This window comes from Nocardia araoensis NBRC 100135, from assembly GCF_000308435.1.
GTDB classification, from domain to species: Bacteria; Actinomycetota; Actinomycetes; order Mycobacteriales; family Mycobacteriaceae; genus Nocardia; species Nocardia araoensis.
Genome location: NZ_BAFR01000196.1, coordinates 1 through 14,333, shown reverse-complemented (window position 1 = coordinate 14,333; position 14,333 = coordinate 1). Strand labels below are relative to the sequence as shown.

Below are 14,333 nucleotides of genomic sequence, written 5' to 3'. Positions count from 1 at the left end.
TCCCGGCTCAGACTTCGGCGTGCGCCGCGTCGATCACCGCGTGCGCGTGCTGCCGCCATTCCGCGACGGCTCTGGTGCGCAGGCCGCCGAGCGCCGAGTCGAACTGTCTGGCGCGCTTGGTGACGGTGAGCCCGACATAGGTGTGCGAGTTCGTGATGGCGCTGGTCGCCACCGCGCATGCCTCCTCGACCTCGCCCGAGGCCAGCAGCGCCGTGGCGTGCTCGAACCGCACCAGGGCCGGTTCCATGGTCTCCGACGGGTCGTACAACGCCATCGCGCGGGCGGCCGCCACGGCGGTCTCCTCGGCGCGGCCGAGACGGGAATATCCGATCGCCTGATAAAAGGCGAGTTTCTCCGGGCGGAAAGAAAAAATACCGACCGAAAGGTCTTCCTGGCCGACGTCTTCCAAAGCCGACGCCGATCGTGCGATACACCGTGCGAATTCATCGGCGTGCCCCAGGCTGGCGTGCGCACGCGCCGCCATTCCCCACAACCACGCGGCCGCCGCGCCGTAAGACGGATTTTCTTGCAAGCGGCCGTCGAGTAACTGCAAAACTTCCTTTGGCTTATCGCTATACGTCGGCAAATACGCGAGCCCGGCCAGGGCGATGTCCTCCGAATAGCGATCGCCTATGTCCTGAGCGGCGTGGATCGCGGTCGCGTACCACATGCGCGCCTGACCGAAATGTCCCTCGTTGAAGAGGATCTCGCCGACCACGTTCGCCAGCCGTCCCGCCGTGCGCACCAACCGGACCTGCTGATGGGTGGGCTGCCGTTCGCCGAGACAGCCACGGACAAGACGGAATTGCTCGAGCCCCGTCTGCAACAGCTCGTGCGGCGGAACCTGGACCACCCGCGTGCCCAGGACCTCGGCCGACTGCTCCAGGAACGCCAGTCGCCGTTCGCTGATCGACCCCGCGTCGAGGGTTGCCAGCATCCTTTCCGGTTCGCTCGCCACCAGGTCCGCCGCCTGGCCTGCCACGCCTGCGCCGATGCAGGCCAGCAGTTCTCGCCTTCTCACGTCGTCTTCCTCGACTTCCTTGTCGAGCCCGATTTCCCTACCGAGCTTGGTGTGCCTTTCGGGCGCCGAATCGGCGCGTTCGTAGTCGGGGGCCGTCTCCTCGCGCGTGGTGATCGCGCGTTCGAATCGTTCGGCGACGACGGAATCGACGCCCGACAGGACCCTGTCCAGGAGACGCTGGCTAGCGGCGTGCATCCGGGTTGTCCGGCCGTTCTCCCACAGGACCACGGTGCGCGGTGTGACGCCCACCAGACGCGCGAATTCGTAACGGCTTCGCTTCATCGCCGTGCGAAGCGCATGTACAGCTTCGCCCGTCCAGTCGACCTCCACCATAGGTCTCTCTTCCTCGCTCCAGGCCGCTACAAACGGAAAGTACTCGCAATTACCGCATTCGGGTCTGTTATCTACCGAATCGCAACGCGCACTGTTGAACCGCACCCGGCATCGGGGGTCCGCCCAAACCCTGTCGAGGGCGCCCGTTGTCCGGAACCCGGCGCACGGTCCCGACACGGCCCGATCCATCCGTGTCGAGCGCGGCTCCGGCGGCGCCTTCTCGGTGCCGGGTGCACTGCGCTCATGGAGGTGAATGATGGACGTGTTGCACTCGGATGTCCGGGAGCTGTGGTTGATCCAAGGCCGCGACTGCACGCAGGAGCCGATCGGCCTGACCTATGACCGCGCGCGGTTCCTGTGCGCCGTCCACGCCGGACACGGCGCGCACTGCAGGCAATACCTATCCGCCTCGGCGTTCTGTTTCCGGCAGGCCGGCCAGTGAGTGGCCATGAATCCGCTGCTGAGCATGCTCGGCGCGTGCACGCTGCTGGTGGCCGCGATCGTCGGCGTCGGCTCCTGCCTGCCGTACGGCGGCGCCGAGGACGCCCACCGTCCCCCCGATGAGCCGTTCACCATCGAACAGGCGCACCGTGTGATGCAGGGCCACCGCCCCTGCCGCGCCGACGCCTGCCCCCGCAAGCAAGCGGCCTTCCGCACATTGGTCGCCTCCGGCCGCGTCGTCCCCGACAGCCGGGCCGACGGATACTCGCGCTGACGGAGCGTCGGCGCACCGAACTCGTTGTCGGACAGCGCGATCCGCTCCCCAACGACGTTCACCCACTGCTCGGGACTACGGCGAGGGAGCCCCGACAGCCACCGAAGTCCTCGTATCTCCCTACAACGGAGATGCGAGGACTCCCCGGTGCCCGCAGAACCGAGTCGATGTCCGAGCGAGTGGCACACCGCCGCAGTGAACCCCGAGAAAGCCCGCAATGATGTGCCAGTCGGGGGTCGGTCGATTCACCAGAGCCTGCTGGGAACGGCATCCACCATATGATGGGTAAGCTTCCTGCTCATGAGGTTCTGTCGCGTGGCTGTCACTGGGTTGGCCGCGATGGTGTTCGCTGTGTGTTCGGCCGATATGGGTCCAGCCTCGGCGAGGGAGCACAACGATATGTCGCTGCCCGACGGCGATTCCTTGTTCATCAGAACATATTTCGCCGACGACGCCGCCTGGGCGCAGACTCTGGACGCGGCGCTGCAGCCGTCGGATCTCGGTGACGGGATACTCGCGTACGCGGACATCACGCCGGTCGACGATCGTCGCTTCGAAGGTCTGACGGTGGCGAAGTTGGAAAGCATTGTTCCAGCGCCACCGCCCTACTACCTCTTCCTGGTGGACAAGCGAACGCTCACCGATCCCGAACGTCCGATACTCGTCGTGGATACGAGCCGGGGCTACACGGACTTCTTTCAGACCTTCCGCGTGGTGCCAAGCCAGATGTCCGCCGTAGAGAACAACCTGTCGCTGTCGAACATGGACTTCGAGGACTTCTCCTTCAACGTCGACGCCGACGGCGTGTTCCGCGGCTTCTGACGCGGGCCGCACCTCGGAGTCGGTCGGTCGGCCCGGGTGAACTCGCGGTCGGGTCGACTGCCGCCTGAGCACTCCGCCGCCGTGGGGCGCTCAGTCGGCAGCCGAGACGGTCAGTTCCCGGAAGACCCGGCGGCGGCCGACAGCGCTTCGAATTCCTTGTCGGTCAGTTCGATTCGCGCGGCGGCGATGTTCTCCTCGACGTGCGCCACGCTGGAGGTGCCGGGGATCGGCAGCATGACGGGGGAGCGGCGCAGCAGCCAGGCGAGGGCGAGCTGGGCGGGGGTCGCGCCGTGCTCGGCGGAGATGGACGCCAGCGGACCGCCTGGGGCGGCGAGTTCGCCCGTGGCGATGGGGAACCACGGGATGAAGCCGATGTTCTCCTGCTCGGCGTAGTTCAGCACCTCCTCGTCGGTGCGGTTGGCCAGGTTGTACAGGTTCTGCACCGAGACGATGGTGGCGAGTTCGCGGGCCTGACGCAGCTGTTCGACGGTCACCTGCGAGAGGCCGATGTGCCGGATCTTGCCCTCCTGCTGGAGCGCCACGAGTGCGCCGAGCTGATCGGCCAGCGGCACCTGCGGGTCGATGCGGTGCAGCTGGTACAGATCGATCCGGTCGACGCCGAGATGGCGCAAGCTGAGCTCGGCTTGCTGACGCAGGTATTCGGGCCGTGCGACCGGACGCCACTCGTTGGGCCCCTGCCGCGTGAGCCCGGCCTTGGTCGCGATCACCAAGCCCTCCGCGTACGGGTGCAGGGCCTTGCGGATCAACTCCTCGCTGACGAACGGGCCGTACGAGTCGGCGGTATCGATGAAGTTCACGCCGAGCTCCACCGCCCGGCGCAGCACCCGTACCGCCTCGTCCGGGTCCTTGGGCGGACCCCACACGCCGGGCCCGGTCAACTGCATCGCGCCATACCCCAGCCGATGCACCGGAAGATCTCCGCCGATGGCGAAGCTGCCGGACGCCGCGGCGGGATGCGCGTCGAGATCTGTGCTCATGAGAATCGTCCTTCCGAAGTCGGAAACTGTGCCGAAGCTCTACGAACGTCGCGCCGAACCGAACGCGGCCTCCTTCTGCCGCAACGCCCCTTCTCCGAACTCGATTCCGCCGCGCCGTTCGCCGGTGGCGTAATACCCCCCTACACCAGGAGAAGCCCACAAGTGGCACACCAGCGAGGGGCCTACTCGCGAAATGCCGCAACCATGTGCCACTCGCACGTTATGCCGTGGAGAAGAGGATGGTTTGCATGAGGCGGATGACGCGGAGGGGGGAGCAGGCGGGGTCGGCGGAGCCGAAGCGTTCGCCCAGGTCGACTACCAGGGCGAAGGCGGCGTGGACCAGCAGTCGCGCCTCGGCGGCCGACAGTTCGGGGCGGACGCCGATCAGCAGCTTGGCCCATTCCTCGACGTTGAGGCGCTGGATGTTGCGCAAGACCGTGCGCTCCTCCGGCGGGACGTTGCTGATCTCGGCGTAGTAGACGAAGGTCAGCTCGCGCTCGGCGAACGAGCCCGCCACATACAACTCGATGAGGGTGTCGAGCGCTTGCTCGGGTGTCTCGGCCGCCGAGACGGCGGGTCCGATGGCGGCCGATACCCGATCCGCCGCTCGGCGGAACGCCGCCGTGAGGATGTCGCCCTTGCCGCGGTAGAAGCGGTACACCGCCGAGGAGGCGGGCAGTCCGGCGGCGGTGGCGATGTCCTCCACGCTGACGTTCGGGTATCCGCGCTGGTGGAACAGCTCTACCGCGCGCATCAGCAGCAATTCGTGTTTGAAGGTCAGCGGGATCTCGGTGGCGGTGAAGCTCTCGGCCTCGGCGTTGCCGGGCGGCGGCAGTTCGCACGCGGCGAGCGCGTGGCAGGCCGCGGTAAGGCGCGCGGTGAGCGTCCGCACCGGGATCGACACGTGATGGTCGCCGATGCTGCTGAGCACGCTCAGCTCCGCCGCGGCGAGCACGGCCCGATCCGCCTTCGACAGCGCGGGCCTGGTCTCGGCGAGCAGTGAGGTGAGCGTCGCGTTCACGCCCGCGAGTTGATCGGCCAGGGTCGCCGCGTCCTCTTCTTCCAAGTAGCGGCGCTGCCAGCGCAGCAGCGCGGCGCTGCGCCGGTTGGTTATGGCGGCCTCGATCAGCGCGTCGAGCACTCGCGCGAGCCGTTGCTCAGCGGGCGTCCCCGTGGCGTCGGGCAGCCGGGCCGCCTCGGCGCTGACCGCGCCCAACCGCAGTACTTCCTCGCGGAACAGCGCGTATTTGCTCGGATAGTGGCGGTACAGCGCCGCGGAGCTGATGTCGAGCCGCGAGGCGATGTCGTCCATGCTGACGCCGTGGTAGCCCAGCGCGCCGAACGCCTCGGCCGACGCCGCCGCGATCTGGGCTCGGCGGTCGCGTGGCCGGCGGCGGATCACCCGTGCCGGTGTCCCGTCGGCCGCCTTGTCCGCGGCGTGGCGGTCCTGGGCACCCATGCCGCGATGGTAGCCCAACACAACGCTCGGTACATCGACGCTACCCGGTGTGGAGAAGAAATGAATGGTAGGTCACAAAAATTCGGTGATCCCGCCTTCATGTCGCACTATATATTCACCAAGTCGAGAATTTTGGCTAACTTATCTGGCTATCGCGCGGGCCGTCCGAACAGCACCAGCTGCATCAGCAGGCGCACCCGGTCCTGAGCGGCCAGCGGTTCGTTGCCGAAGGAGCGGCCGAGGTCGACGACCACCGCGAAGGCCGCGTGAACGAGGATGCGCGCTTCCGCCGGAGCGAGCTCCGGGCGCACCTCGCGCAGCAACCGGGCCCACTCCTCGACGCTGAGCCGCTGGATATTGCGCAGCACCGTGCGTTCCTCGGCGGGAACATGCTGGAATTCCGTGTAGTACACGAAGGTCAGGGCGCGTTCGGCGAACGACCCGGCGACGTATTGCGTGATCAACGCGGTGAGCGCGTCCTCGGAATCGGTGGCCGCCGCCACGGCTGGGCCGACGGCGCCGGAAACGCGTTCGGCGGCGCGGCGGAACGCGGCGGCCAGGATGTCGCTCTTGCCCCGGTAGAACCGGTAGACCGCCGAGGCCGCGGAAAGGCCTGCGGCAGTGGCGATGTCCTCCACGCTGACGTTGGGGTACCCGCGCTCGTGGAACAGCTCGACCGCTTTGCGCAGCAGCAGTTCGTGTTTGAACGAGTCCGGGATCTCCACCACCGCGACCGGCTCGACCGCCCTGGTCGCGGGCAGCTTCGCGTGCGCGACCGACCAGCAGGCCGAATGCAACAGGCGGGCAAGGGCTTTCGCCGGGAGGGCGGCGTGGTGGTCGGCGATGCTGGTGATCGTGCTGAGCAGCGTGGCGCGCAGCACGCGCACGTCTTCCTCGGCGAGTTCCGGGCGCAGCGCGGCCAGCTGGGTGCCCAGCGCGCCGAGCACTGTGGCCTGCTGTTCGTTGAGCGTGGTCTGATCGTCGGGCTCGAGGTACCTGACCTCCCAGCGCACCAGCGTGACGGTGGGGCGGTTGTCGATGGTGACCGCGATGAGCGCGTCGAGCACGTGCCGCAGCCGCTGTTCGGCGGTCCAGTCGGCCGCCTCCTCGGGCAGCTCGACCGATTCGGTCATCGCCTGGCCGACGCGCAGCAGTTCCTCCCGGAACAGCGCGTATTTGCTCGGATAGTGGCGGTACAGCGCCGCCGAGCTGATGCCGAGCCCGGAGGCGATGTCGTCCATGCTGACGCCGTGGTAACCGAGCGCGCCGAACGCGGCGGCCGACGCCGCGGCGATCTGGGCACGGCGATTCTTCGGCCTGCGCCGGATCTCGCGAGGTGCCGAGTCGCCGCTGCTCGCCTTCCGCGCCGTACGGCGATTGTCGACACTCATGACGAACATCGTAACGACCTGGCCGAATGGCTGGTCCCGCCGTGCCACGGGATACGGCTCCCGGGGATGAGCGGACCCCGGGAGCTGTACCTGTTCTCCGGGTGCGCGCCGGCGGGCGACGAGGCGGGATGTGCGCGCCGGTGCGTCCGGAAGTCGACAACCGGATTCGGCCGAAGCGCGGGGCACCTTGCGCGCCGTGCCGAATCAGGCTGTCGAACATAGACCAACTTACACGAATAAATCACCAGTACAAGAGCGGATATATAAGAGAATTGTTGTTCACATACTGGACAACCGCTGGTCGACTACCACCCGTGCCCGCCCGCCCGGCACTGTGGTGATGTTGCGGATCTTGCCGCGCTCGGGCCTGCTGCCCGGTGGGAGCGAAAGGGCGTGGCGTACCAGGATTTCGCGCAGCACCGTAGCGCCCTCGAGCAGCGAGAACCCCGCCCCGATGCAGCGCCGCACGCCTCCGCCGAACGGTAGCCAGGTGTTCGGCGCGACCTCGCGGTCGAGGAAGCGGGCCGGGCGGAAGACGGCGACGTCGGGATAGGCCTCGGTACGCCGGTGTGCGAGGACTATCGACGTGGCGACCACGGTGCCTGCCGGGAGCCGCTGTCCGCCGATCGTCATGTCCCTGGTCAGTTTTCGGTTCGTGCCGGAGATGATGGTGTGCAACCGCATGGCTTCCTGGAGCACCGCGTCCAGGTACCGCTCGTCGCCGGTGCGCGCGGCCTCCGCCGCCTGCCGCTGGATCTCGGGGTCGGCGGCGAGTTCGTAGAGCGCCCAGGACAGCGCCGATGCGGTGGTCTCGTGCCCGGCCAGCAGCAAGGTGATGAGCTGATCGCGGAGTTCGGCATCGGTGAGCGGCGCGTCGCCGTCGCCCGCGCCGACCTGGAGCAGGCGCGACAGCACGTCGGTGCGCCCGGCCAGATCGCTCGCCCGCCGCCGTTCGGCGATCTCCGTATAGAGCAGGGTGTCCACCGCCGCCAGGTTCTCGGCGAATCTCTTCCACGGGCCGATCCGGCGCAACCGATCGCTCTTGAAGCCGAGGAAGACCAGCGGGTTCAGGTGGACGATCCGATTCAGGCGCGGGTTCAGCTCGGCCCTGGTCCGCTCGTCGGTGACCCCGAAGACCACCCGCGTGATCACCTCCAGGGTGAGCGCGTTCATCCGATCCAGCATGGGCACCGTGGCTCCGGCCGCCCAACGGTCCGCCTCCGCCACCGCGATCTCGGTGATCAGCGCCCGGTAGCCGCGCAGCGCGGCGCCGTTGAACGCGGGCATGAGCAACCTGCGCGCCCGCGCGTGCTCGGCCTCGTCGGTCAGCAGCAGCGAGTGCGGGCCCATGATCGCTCCGAGGATCTGATTGCCCTCGCCCGCGTGCAGGTCGCGCGGGTCGCCCGCGAAGATCTCTTTGATGTGCTCCGGGCGGGAGTACACGACCACGCGGTCGGCGAACGGCGGGACCCGGAGGGTGAAGACGTCACCGTAGCGGCGGGCCATCGCGGTGAGGAACCGGGCTCGGTCACGCTGGAACAACACGCTCTGCACCAGCGGCGGCAGCGCGGGCCCCGGCGGGAATCGCGTGGGCTCGGTGCGTTCTCGGACGTCCTGTGCGGCCACGATGCCACCTCCACGCGAATATCGAACCGGCTGTCGCTTCCACGCTAGGAGAAATCCAGGACCTCCGTCCATGCCCGATGGCCCCCGCCCGCCCGGCCGGACGGCGCCGTGACCGCCCGGCCGGACGGTCATGTACCAGTCGAGCAGGTCCGCGTCGTCCATCGCGCTGATGTGCGAACCCACACGGTGAACGCGGCGCTGGAGTTCGTCGCCGAACGGCGGCGCCGGATCGAGCAGGTCTTGACCGACCCTTACGGGTTCGGAGTCGGCCCCGACATCGGTGACGCGAGCATAATGCGCGAGGCTCGTCGTTGACCGAGACCTCTCCTCTTCGCATGCATCTCGTGGACACCTCCGCGAGTGCCAGACTCGCGCACGAGCCGGTACGCACGGTCATCGCCGGACTGATCGCCGACCGTGCGGCCGCGACCTGCGTGACGGTGGACCTGGAGGCCGGATACTCGGGGCGCAATCTCGCCGACGTGCAGAACATCGCACAACGGCGGCGCGCCCTCTACGTCAATCTGCCGATCAACGAGACGATCGCCGACCGTGCGCGCGAAGTCCAGCAATTGATGGCGCGCAAGGGTCACCATCGAGCCGCGGGGATCGTGGACCTGCTCACGGCCGCCGTCGCCGAGTTCCACGGGGCCGTACTGGTCCACTACGACGCCGATTTCGAACACATCGCGGCGGTGACAAGACAGCCTCACGTCTGGGTAGTGCCACAGGGCAGTCTCAATTAGGTGGTCGTGGTACGCGACCCGCGAACCACGTAGTCGTGGACCACCTCAGCCGCGTCCGCCCGGCCGGACGGCGCCGTACCAGTCGAGCAGGTCCGGGTTGTCCACCGCGCTGCGTTCGACGACGCGGCTCGGGTCGGCGCCCTGGAACAACTTCTTGATCGGCACCTCGAGTTTCTTGCCGGTGCGGGTGTGCGGGATGCCGGGGGCCAGGATGATCTCGTCGGGCACGTGGCGGGGTGACACCTCGGTGCGGATGGTGCTGTTGATGCGCGCTTTCAGTTCGTCGGTGAGTTCCGCGCCGGGCGCGAGGGTCACGAACAGCGGCATCCAGTATCCGCCGTCGGGCTGCTCGGCGCCGATCACCAGCGCCTCGGCGATCTCCGGGAGCCGTTCGACGGATTGGTAGATGTCGGCGCTGCCCATCCGGATGCCGTGCCGGTTGAGCGTGGAGTCCGACCGCCCGTGCACGATCACGCTGTGGTGATCGGTGATGGTGATCCAGTCGCCGTGCCGCCACACGCCGGGGAACATGTCGAAATACGCGTCGTGATAACGCTTTCCGTCCTCGTCGCGCCAGAAGGCGACCGGCATGGACGGCATCGGCGCGGTGACGACGAGCTCGCCCACTTCGCCGCGCACCGGTCGCCCCGCCGGATCGTAGGCGTCCAGCGCGACGCCGAGGAAGGGCGCGGACAGCTCGCCCGGCCACACGGGCACGGTGCGCGCACCGCCGATGAACGCCGACACCACGTCGGTGCCGCCGCTGATCGACGAGACCTGGACATGCTCGCCGACGTTCTCGCCCAACCACAGCGCCGAGGAGGTGGGCAGTGAGGATCCCGTGATGCCTACGGTGCGCAGTGCCGACAGGTCGTGATCGGTGCGCGGCACCGAACCCGCTTTGATGCAGGCCAGCACGTAGCCGGGGCTCGCGCCCAGTACAGTGGCTCCCACCTCGGCGGCGATCCGCCACAGCGCGTCGGGAGCAGGCGCGGTCGGGCTGCCGTCGTAGGTGACGATGGTCGCCCCGGCCAGCAGGCCCGCGATCTGGAAGTTCCACATCATCCAGCTCGGGCTCGTGTACCAGAAGAAGGTGTCCTCGGGGCCGATGTCCGATTGCAGCGCAACGGCTTTGAGGTGTTCGAGCAGCACGCCGCCGTGGCCGTGCACGATGCCCTTCGGCAGGCCCGTGGTGCCGGAGGAGAACACGATCCACAGCGGATGGTCGAAGTCCACCGACTCCGTGGTGATCACCGGAGGCAGTTCATCGGTGGTGGTCACCGCCTCGTCCCACGAGGTCGTGTCCGGCACCTCCAGCCCGAGCCGGGAGATCGCGATCGTGCCCTTCAGCGAGTCCAGGCCCGCACGCAACGCGGCGATGTCGTCGCGCTTGTCGTGCGCCTTGCCGCCGAAGCGGTAGCCGTCGGCGGTGACCAGGACGGTGGGTTCCAGCTGCCCGAGCCGGTCCAGCGCGGCTTTCGGCGAGTAGTCCTGCCCGCAGCCGCTCCAGATCGCGCCGATGCTGGCGGTGGCCAGGAACGCGATCACCGCTTCCGGGATGTTCGGCAGATACCCGGCCACCCGATCGCCGGGCCGCACGCCCAGCGAACGCAGGGTCCGCGCGAAAGCGGCGGTGTGGTCGATCAGTTCGGCCCAGGACACCTCGCGGATCGGCGCGTCCTCGCTCACCGCCTTGATCGCGGGCCGGTCGCTGCGCAGCTGCCGGATCACCTGGTCCACATAGTTCAACCGAGTACCGGGAAACCACTGCGCGCCCGGCATCTCCGCGCTCGCCAAGACTTCGCCGGCGATGTCGCCGAGCTCGAAATAGTCCCACAGCGCGTGCCAGAACCCGGCGAGGTCCTCGACCGACCACTGCCACAGCGCGTGGTAATCGGCCGCGTGCACACCGTTGCGTTCCGCGACGAATCGTACGAAGTCGGTGATCCTCGCCTCGGCGATGTCTTTATCGGTCGGCACCCATTGTGGTTGCATCGCGGTCCTCCTGACTGTGGAAACTCGGCGTTCAGGCGCGGTCGGCGCGCCGCACGATCTGCTCGGCGTGCCGGAACACGGGGCCATCGACCATCCTGCCCTCGAAGGCGAAGACGCCGCGGTGGTTCGGCGCTTCCGCCAGCACTCGGCGGGCCCAGTCGATCTCCGCCTCGGACGGCGCGTAGGCCGCGCGCAGCACCGGCACCTGGCTGGGGTGGATCGCGACCTTGGCGTCGAATCCGACCGCGACCGCGTCCTCGGCCTCTGCTCGCAGGCCGTCCAGATCGCGGATGTCCAGATACACCGAGTCCAGCGCGAACCTGCCGTACGCCTTGGCGGCCAGCAGCGCGGTGGAGCGCACGTGGCGGGCCACGTCGCGATAGCCGCCGTCGGCGTGCCTGCTCGCGGTGCCGCCGAGCCCGGCGACCAGGTCCTCCGCGCCCCACATGACGCCGATCGCGTTGTGCGCCGTCATGGCCGCGCCGACCGTGAGCGCGCCGAGCGGCGACTCGATCAGCACGATCACCTCGTGATCCGTCAGCGCCGTAACCTGTTCGGCCGACTCGCATTTCGGCAGCATGAGCCTGCGGTAGCCGGTCTCGGCGAGCGCGGCCAGGTCGAGCGCGTGATCCTCGGTTCCCGCCGCGTTGACCCGCACCACCGTGGTGTCCGGGTCCAGCGGGGTATCCAGCAGCGCCTTACGTGCCCCCGCCTTGTCGTGCGCGGCGACCCCGTCCTCGAGGTCGAGGATCACCACATCGGCCGCGGCCGCCGCCTTCGTGAAGCGTTCCGGGCGATCGGCCGGGCAGAACAACCAGGCCGGGCCCGCCATCTGCCAGCTCATATCGTGTCCTTTCGAGCCCGCGCACGGCTCTGCCGCCGCTTCCTGCCCCGGCCGTTCGTGCTGTGCCCGTCGCCGGCGCGGTCCCGCGTGGTTGCGCCGCGCTCCCGCTCGCCGCCTCGACCGCTCACGCCGATCCCTCCGGCGCCTTGCGCACCAGCGTCTTGCGCACCGCGGTCGCCACGACCTCGCCGTGCTGGTTGCGCGCCGTGTGCGCGAAGGTCACGATGCCCTCGCCCGGACGACTCTTCGACTCGCGCTTGTCGGTGACCACGGTCTCGGCGTACATGGTGTCGCCGTGGAACAGCGGCTTGGGGAACGCGACCTCCGAGAACCCGAGGTTGGCCACGATGGTGCCCTGGGTCAGCTGCGCCACCGAGAGCCCGATCAATGTGGAAAGGGTGAACATCGAGTTCACCAGCCGCTGGTTGAACGGCGGCAGCCGATCGCTGAACGCCGCGTCCAGGTGCAGCGCCTGGGTGTTCATGGTGAGCGTGGTGAACAGGACGTTGTCCGCCTCGGTGATGGTGCGGCCGGGGCGGTGCTCGTAGACCACCTCGGTGTCGAACTCCTCGAACCACAGGCCGCGCTGCACGACCGTCCGCCGGGTCACAGGCCCAGCTCCCGTCCGATCAGCATCAGCTGCACCTCCGTCGTCCCCTCGCCGATCTCCAGGATCTTGCTGTCGCGATAGTGCCGGGCGACGGCATATTCGTTCATGAAGCCGTAGCCGCCGAAGATCTGTGTCGCGTCGCGGGCGTTGTCCATGGCGGCCTCGCTGGCCACCAGCTTGGCGATGGAGGCCTGCTTCTTGAACGACTTGCCCGCCAGCATCAGCGCCGCCGCGTCGTAGTAGGCCGTGCGCGCCGCGTGCGCCCGCGCCTCCATCCTGGCGATCTTGAACGAGATGGCCTGATTGCGCACGATCGCCTGGCCGAACGCCTCGCGCTCCTTGGCGTAGCGCACGCTCTCGTCCACGCAGCCCTGCGCGGCGCCGACCGCGAGCGCGGCGATGGCGATGCGGCCCTCGTCGAGGATGCGCAGGAAGTTGGCGTAGCCGCGCCCGCGCTCGCCGAGCAGGTTCTCCTCGGGCACGCGGACGTCGGTGAAGCTGAGTGGATGGGTGTCGGAGGCGTTCCAGCCGACCTTGTTGTAGGCGGGCTCGGCGACGAAGCCGGGGGTGTCGGTCGGCACCAGGATCGTGGAGATCTCCTTCTTGCCGCCGGTGTTGCCGGTCACCGCGGTCACCGTGACCAGCTTGGTGATGTCGGTGCCGGAATTGGTGATGAACTGCTTGCTGCCGTTGATGATCCATTCGCCGCCGTCGGCGACCGCGGTGGTCCTGGTGCCGCCCGCGTCGCTGCCCGCGCCCGGCTCGGTGAGCCCGAACGCGGCGAGGTTGCGGCCGCTGGTCAGCTGCGGCAGCCATTCCTGCTTCTGCTTGTCGTTGCCGAAGCGGTAGATCGGCATCGCGCCCAGCGAGACGCCGGCCTCCAGCGTGATCGCCACGCTCTGGTCGACCTTGCCCAGTTCCTCGAGCGCCAGGCACAGCGCGAAATAGTCGCCGCCCATGCCGCCGTACTCCTCCGGGAACGGCAGCCCGAACAGGCCCATGTCGGCCATCCCCGCGACCACCTCGTACGGGAAGGTGTGGTTGGCATCGTGCTCGGCCGCCACCGGAGCGACCACCGACCGCGCGAAGTCGCGCACGGTCAGCGCGAGGTCGCGGTACTCCTCCGGCAGTGTGCCGGTGGACAGGAAGTCGGTCATGCGGGGATTCCTTCTTTTTCGGTGTGATTCGTTGCGGCCTGCGCGACGACGCGCGCCAGCACTTGGTCCAAACGCACCTGGGCGCCGGGTTCGACCAGTAGTTCGACGGTTCCGGCGACCGGAGCGGTGAGCGAGTGCTCCATCTTCATCGCCTCCACGATGACCACCGGATCGCCCGCCGCCACGGTGGCGCCCGCGGCGACCGGCACCGCGATCACCGAGCCCGGCATGGGCGAGCGGATCTCGGCGTCACCCACGTGCTCGTCGCCGCCGCGCACATTGACCTCGGCCACTTCGCGCAGTGTCGCGATGCCGGACGGTCCGGCCACCCACAGCAGGCCGTCGTGCTCGGCGACCCGGTAGGTGCGGCGCAGCCCGTCCAGCGTGAGCGTGAGAACGCCGGCGCCTCGATCGCCGGAGGCGGTGAAAGACGCGGTCAGCGAACGACTCTCGCCGTCGTCGACCCGCACCGTGCCATCGCCCGGCGTGCCGGACAGGTAGACGTGCTCCACCCGCTCGCCGCCCGCGAGCCGGATCGGCGTCGGCGCGTCGGCCCCGATCCGCCAGCCGGACGGGACCTCCCAGGGATCGCGCGGCGCGGCGGGCCAGCGGCGCA

Annotated in this window: 14 protein-coding genes; 4 read left to right on the top strand and 10 right to left on the bottom strand. The window is 68.6% G+C overall.

All coding sequences use genetic code 11. From position 1 onward, the window contains the following. Positions 1-7: 7 nt before the first annotated feature. Entirely contained in the window at positions 8-1,354 is a 1,347-nt protein-coding gene (locus tag ON21_RS25425) for a helix-turn-helix domain-containing protein (RefSeq protein WP_039801684.1), read from the bottom strand. Positions 1,355-1,607: 253 nt separating this feature from the next. On the opposite strand from ON21_RS25425, the gene ON21_RS25420 reads away from it, so the two are divergent. The 3 genes from ON21_RS25420 (at position 1,608) to ON21_RS25410 (ending at position 2,891) form a co-directional block, all read left to right on the top strand. Then, the gene (locus tag ON21_RS25420; RefSeq protein ID WP_039801682.1) at positions 1,608-1,796 is read left to right on the top strand and encodes a hypothetical protein; all 189 of its coding nucleotides are present in this window, start codon (positions 1,608-1,610) and stop codon (positions 1,794-1,796) included. A 6-nt stretch (positions 1,797-1,802) separates the two neighbouring features. After that, positions 1,803-2,069: a hypothetical protein gene (locus ON21_RS25415; RefSeq protein ID WP_245562728.1), complete on the top strand. Its 267-nt coding sequence runs from the start codon at positions 1,803-1,805 to the stop codon at positions 2,067-2,069. A gap of 339 nt (positions 2,070-2,408) precedes the next feature. Beyond that, positions 2,409-2,891, top strand: coding sequence for a DUF6924 domain-containing protein (locus ON21_RS25410; RefSeq protein ID WP_373281153.1), 483 nt, complete (start codon positions 2,409-2,411; stop codon positions 2,889-2,891). A gap of 110 nt (positions 2,892-3,001) precedes the next feature. Here ON21_RS25410 and ON21_RS25405 read toward each other — a convergent pair whose 3' ends face one another. The 4 genes from ON21_RS25405 to ON21_RS25390 form a co-directional block, all read right to left on the bottom strand. Further along, entirely contained in the window at positions 3,002-3,889 is an 888-nt protein-coding gene (locus ON21_RS25405; RefSeq protein ID WP_039801677.1) for an aldo/keto reductase, read from the bottom strand. Between the two features lie 220 nt (positions 3,890-4,109). Then, complete coding sequence (locus ON21_RS25400; RefSeq protein WP_039801692.1) at positions 4,110-5,348, bottom strand: TetR/AcrR family transcriptional regulator; 1,239 nt, start codon at positions 5,346-5,348, stop codon at positions 4,110-4,112. 149 nt (positions 5,349-5,497) lie between these two features. Next, complete coding sequence (locus ON21_RS25395; RefSeq protein ID WP_039801690.1) at positions 5,498-6,739, bottom strand: TetR/AcrR family transcriptional regulator; 1,242 nt, start codon at positions 6,737-6,739, stop codon at positions 5,498-5,500. A 279-nt stretch (positions 6,740-7,018) separates the two neighbouring features. Then, positions 7,019-8,365 carry a cytochrome P450 gene (locus tag ON21_RS25390; protein ID WP_039801675.1) on the bottom strand — a complete coding sequence of 449 codons (1,347 nt, stop codon included), beginning with the start codon at positions 8,363-8,365 and terminating at the stop codon, positions 7,019-7,021. A gap of 335 nt (positions 8,366-8,700) precedes the next feature. On the opposite strand from ON21_RS25390, the gene ON21_RS25385 reads away from it, so the two are divergent. Further along, complete coding sequence (locus ON21_RS25385; RefSeq protein ID WP_039801674.1) at positions 8,701-9,111, top strand: PIN domain nuclease; 411 nt, start codon at positions 8,701-8,703, stop codon at positions 9,109-9,111. Positions 9,112-9,156: 45 nt separating this feature from the next. On the opposite strand, the gene ON21_RS25380 is transcribed toward ON21_RS25385, so the two are convergent. From ON21_RS25380 to ON21_RS25360, 5 genes are all read right to left on the bottom strand, one after another. Further along, positions 9,157-11,106: an acetoacetate--CoA ligase gene (locus ON21_RS25380; RefSeq protein WP_039801671.1), complete on the bottom strand. Its 1,950-nt coding sequence runs from the start codon at positions 11,104-11,106 to the stop codon at positions 9,157-9,159. A 31-nt stretch (positions 11,107-11,137) separates the two neighbouring features. Then, entirely contained in the window at positions 11,138-11,950 is an 813-nt protein-coding gene (locus ON21_RS25375; protein WP_039801670.1) for an HpcH/HpaI aldolase/citrate lyase family protein, read from the bottom strand. Between the two features lie 124 nt (positions 11,951-12,074). Beyond that, positions 12,075-12,560, bottom strand: coding sequence for a MaoC family dehydratase (locus ON21_RS25370; protein ID WP_039801668.1), 486 nt, complete (start codon positions 12,558-12,560; stop codon positions 12,075-12,077). Beyond that, positions 12,557-13,717 (bottom strand): acyl-CoA dehydrogenase family protein, encoded by a 1,161-nt coding sequence (locus ON21_RS25365; RefSeq protein WP_039801666.1) that lies wholly within the window; start codon positions 13,715-13,717, stop codon positions 12,557-12,559. Before ON21_RS25365 ends, ON21_RS25370 begins: the two co-directional genes overlap by 4 nt. Continuing rightward, the coding region (locus ON21_RS25360) for an acyl-CoA carboxylase biotin carboxyl carrier protein subunit (RefSeq protein ID WP_039801664.1) at positions 13,714-14,333 on the bottom strand (620 nt) is incomplete at its 5' end. The genes ON21_RS25360 and ON21_RS25365, both read right to left, overlap by 4 nt.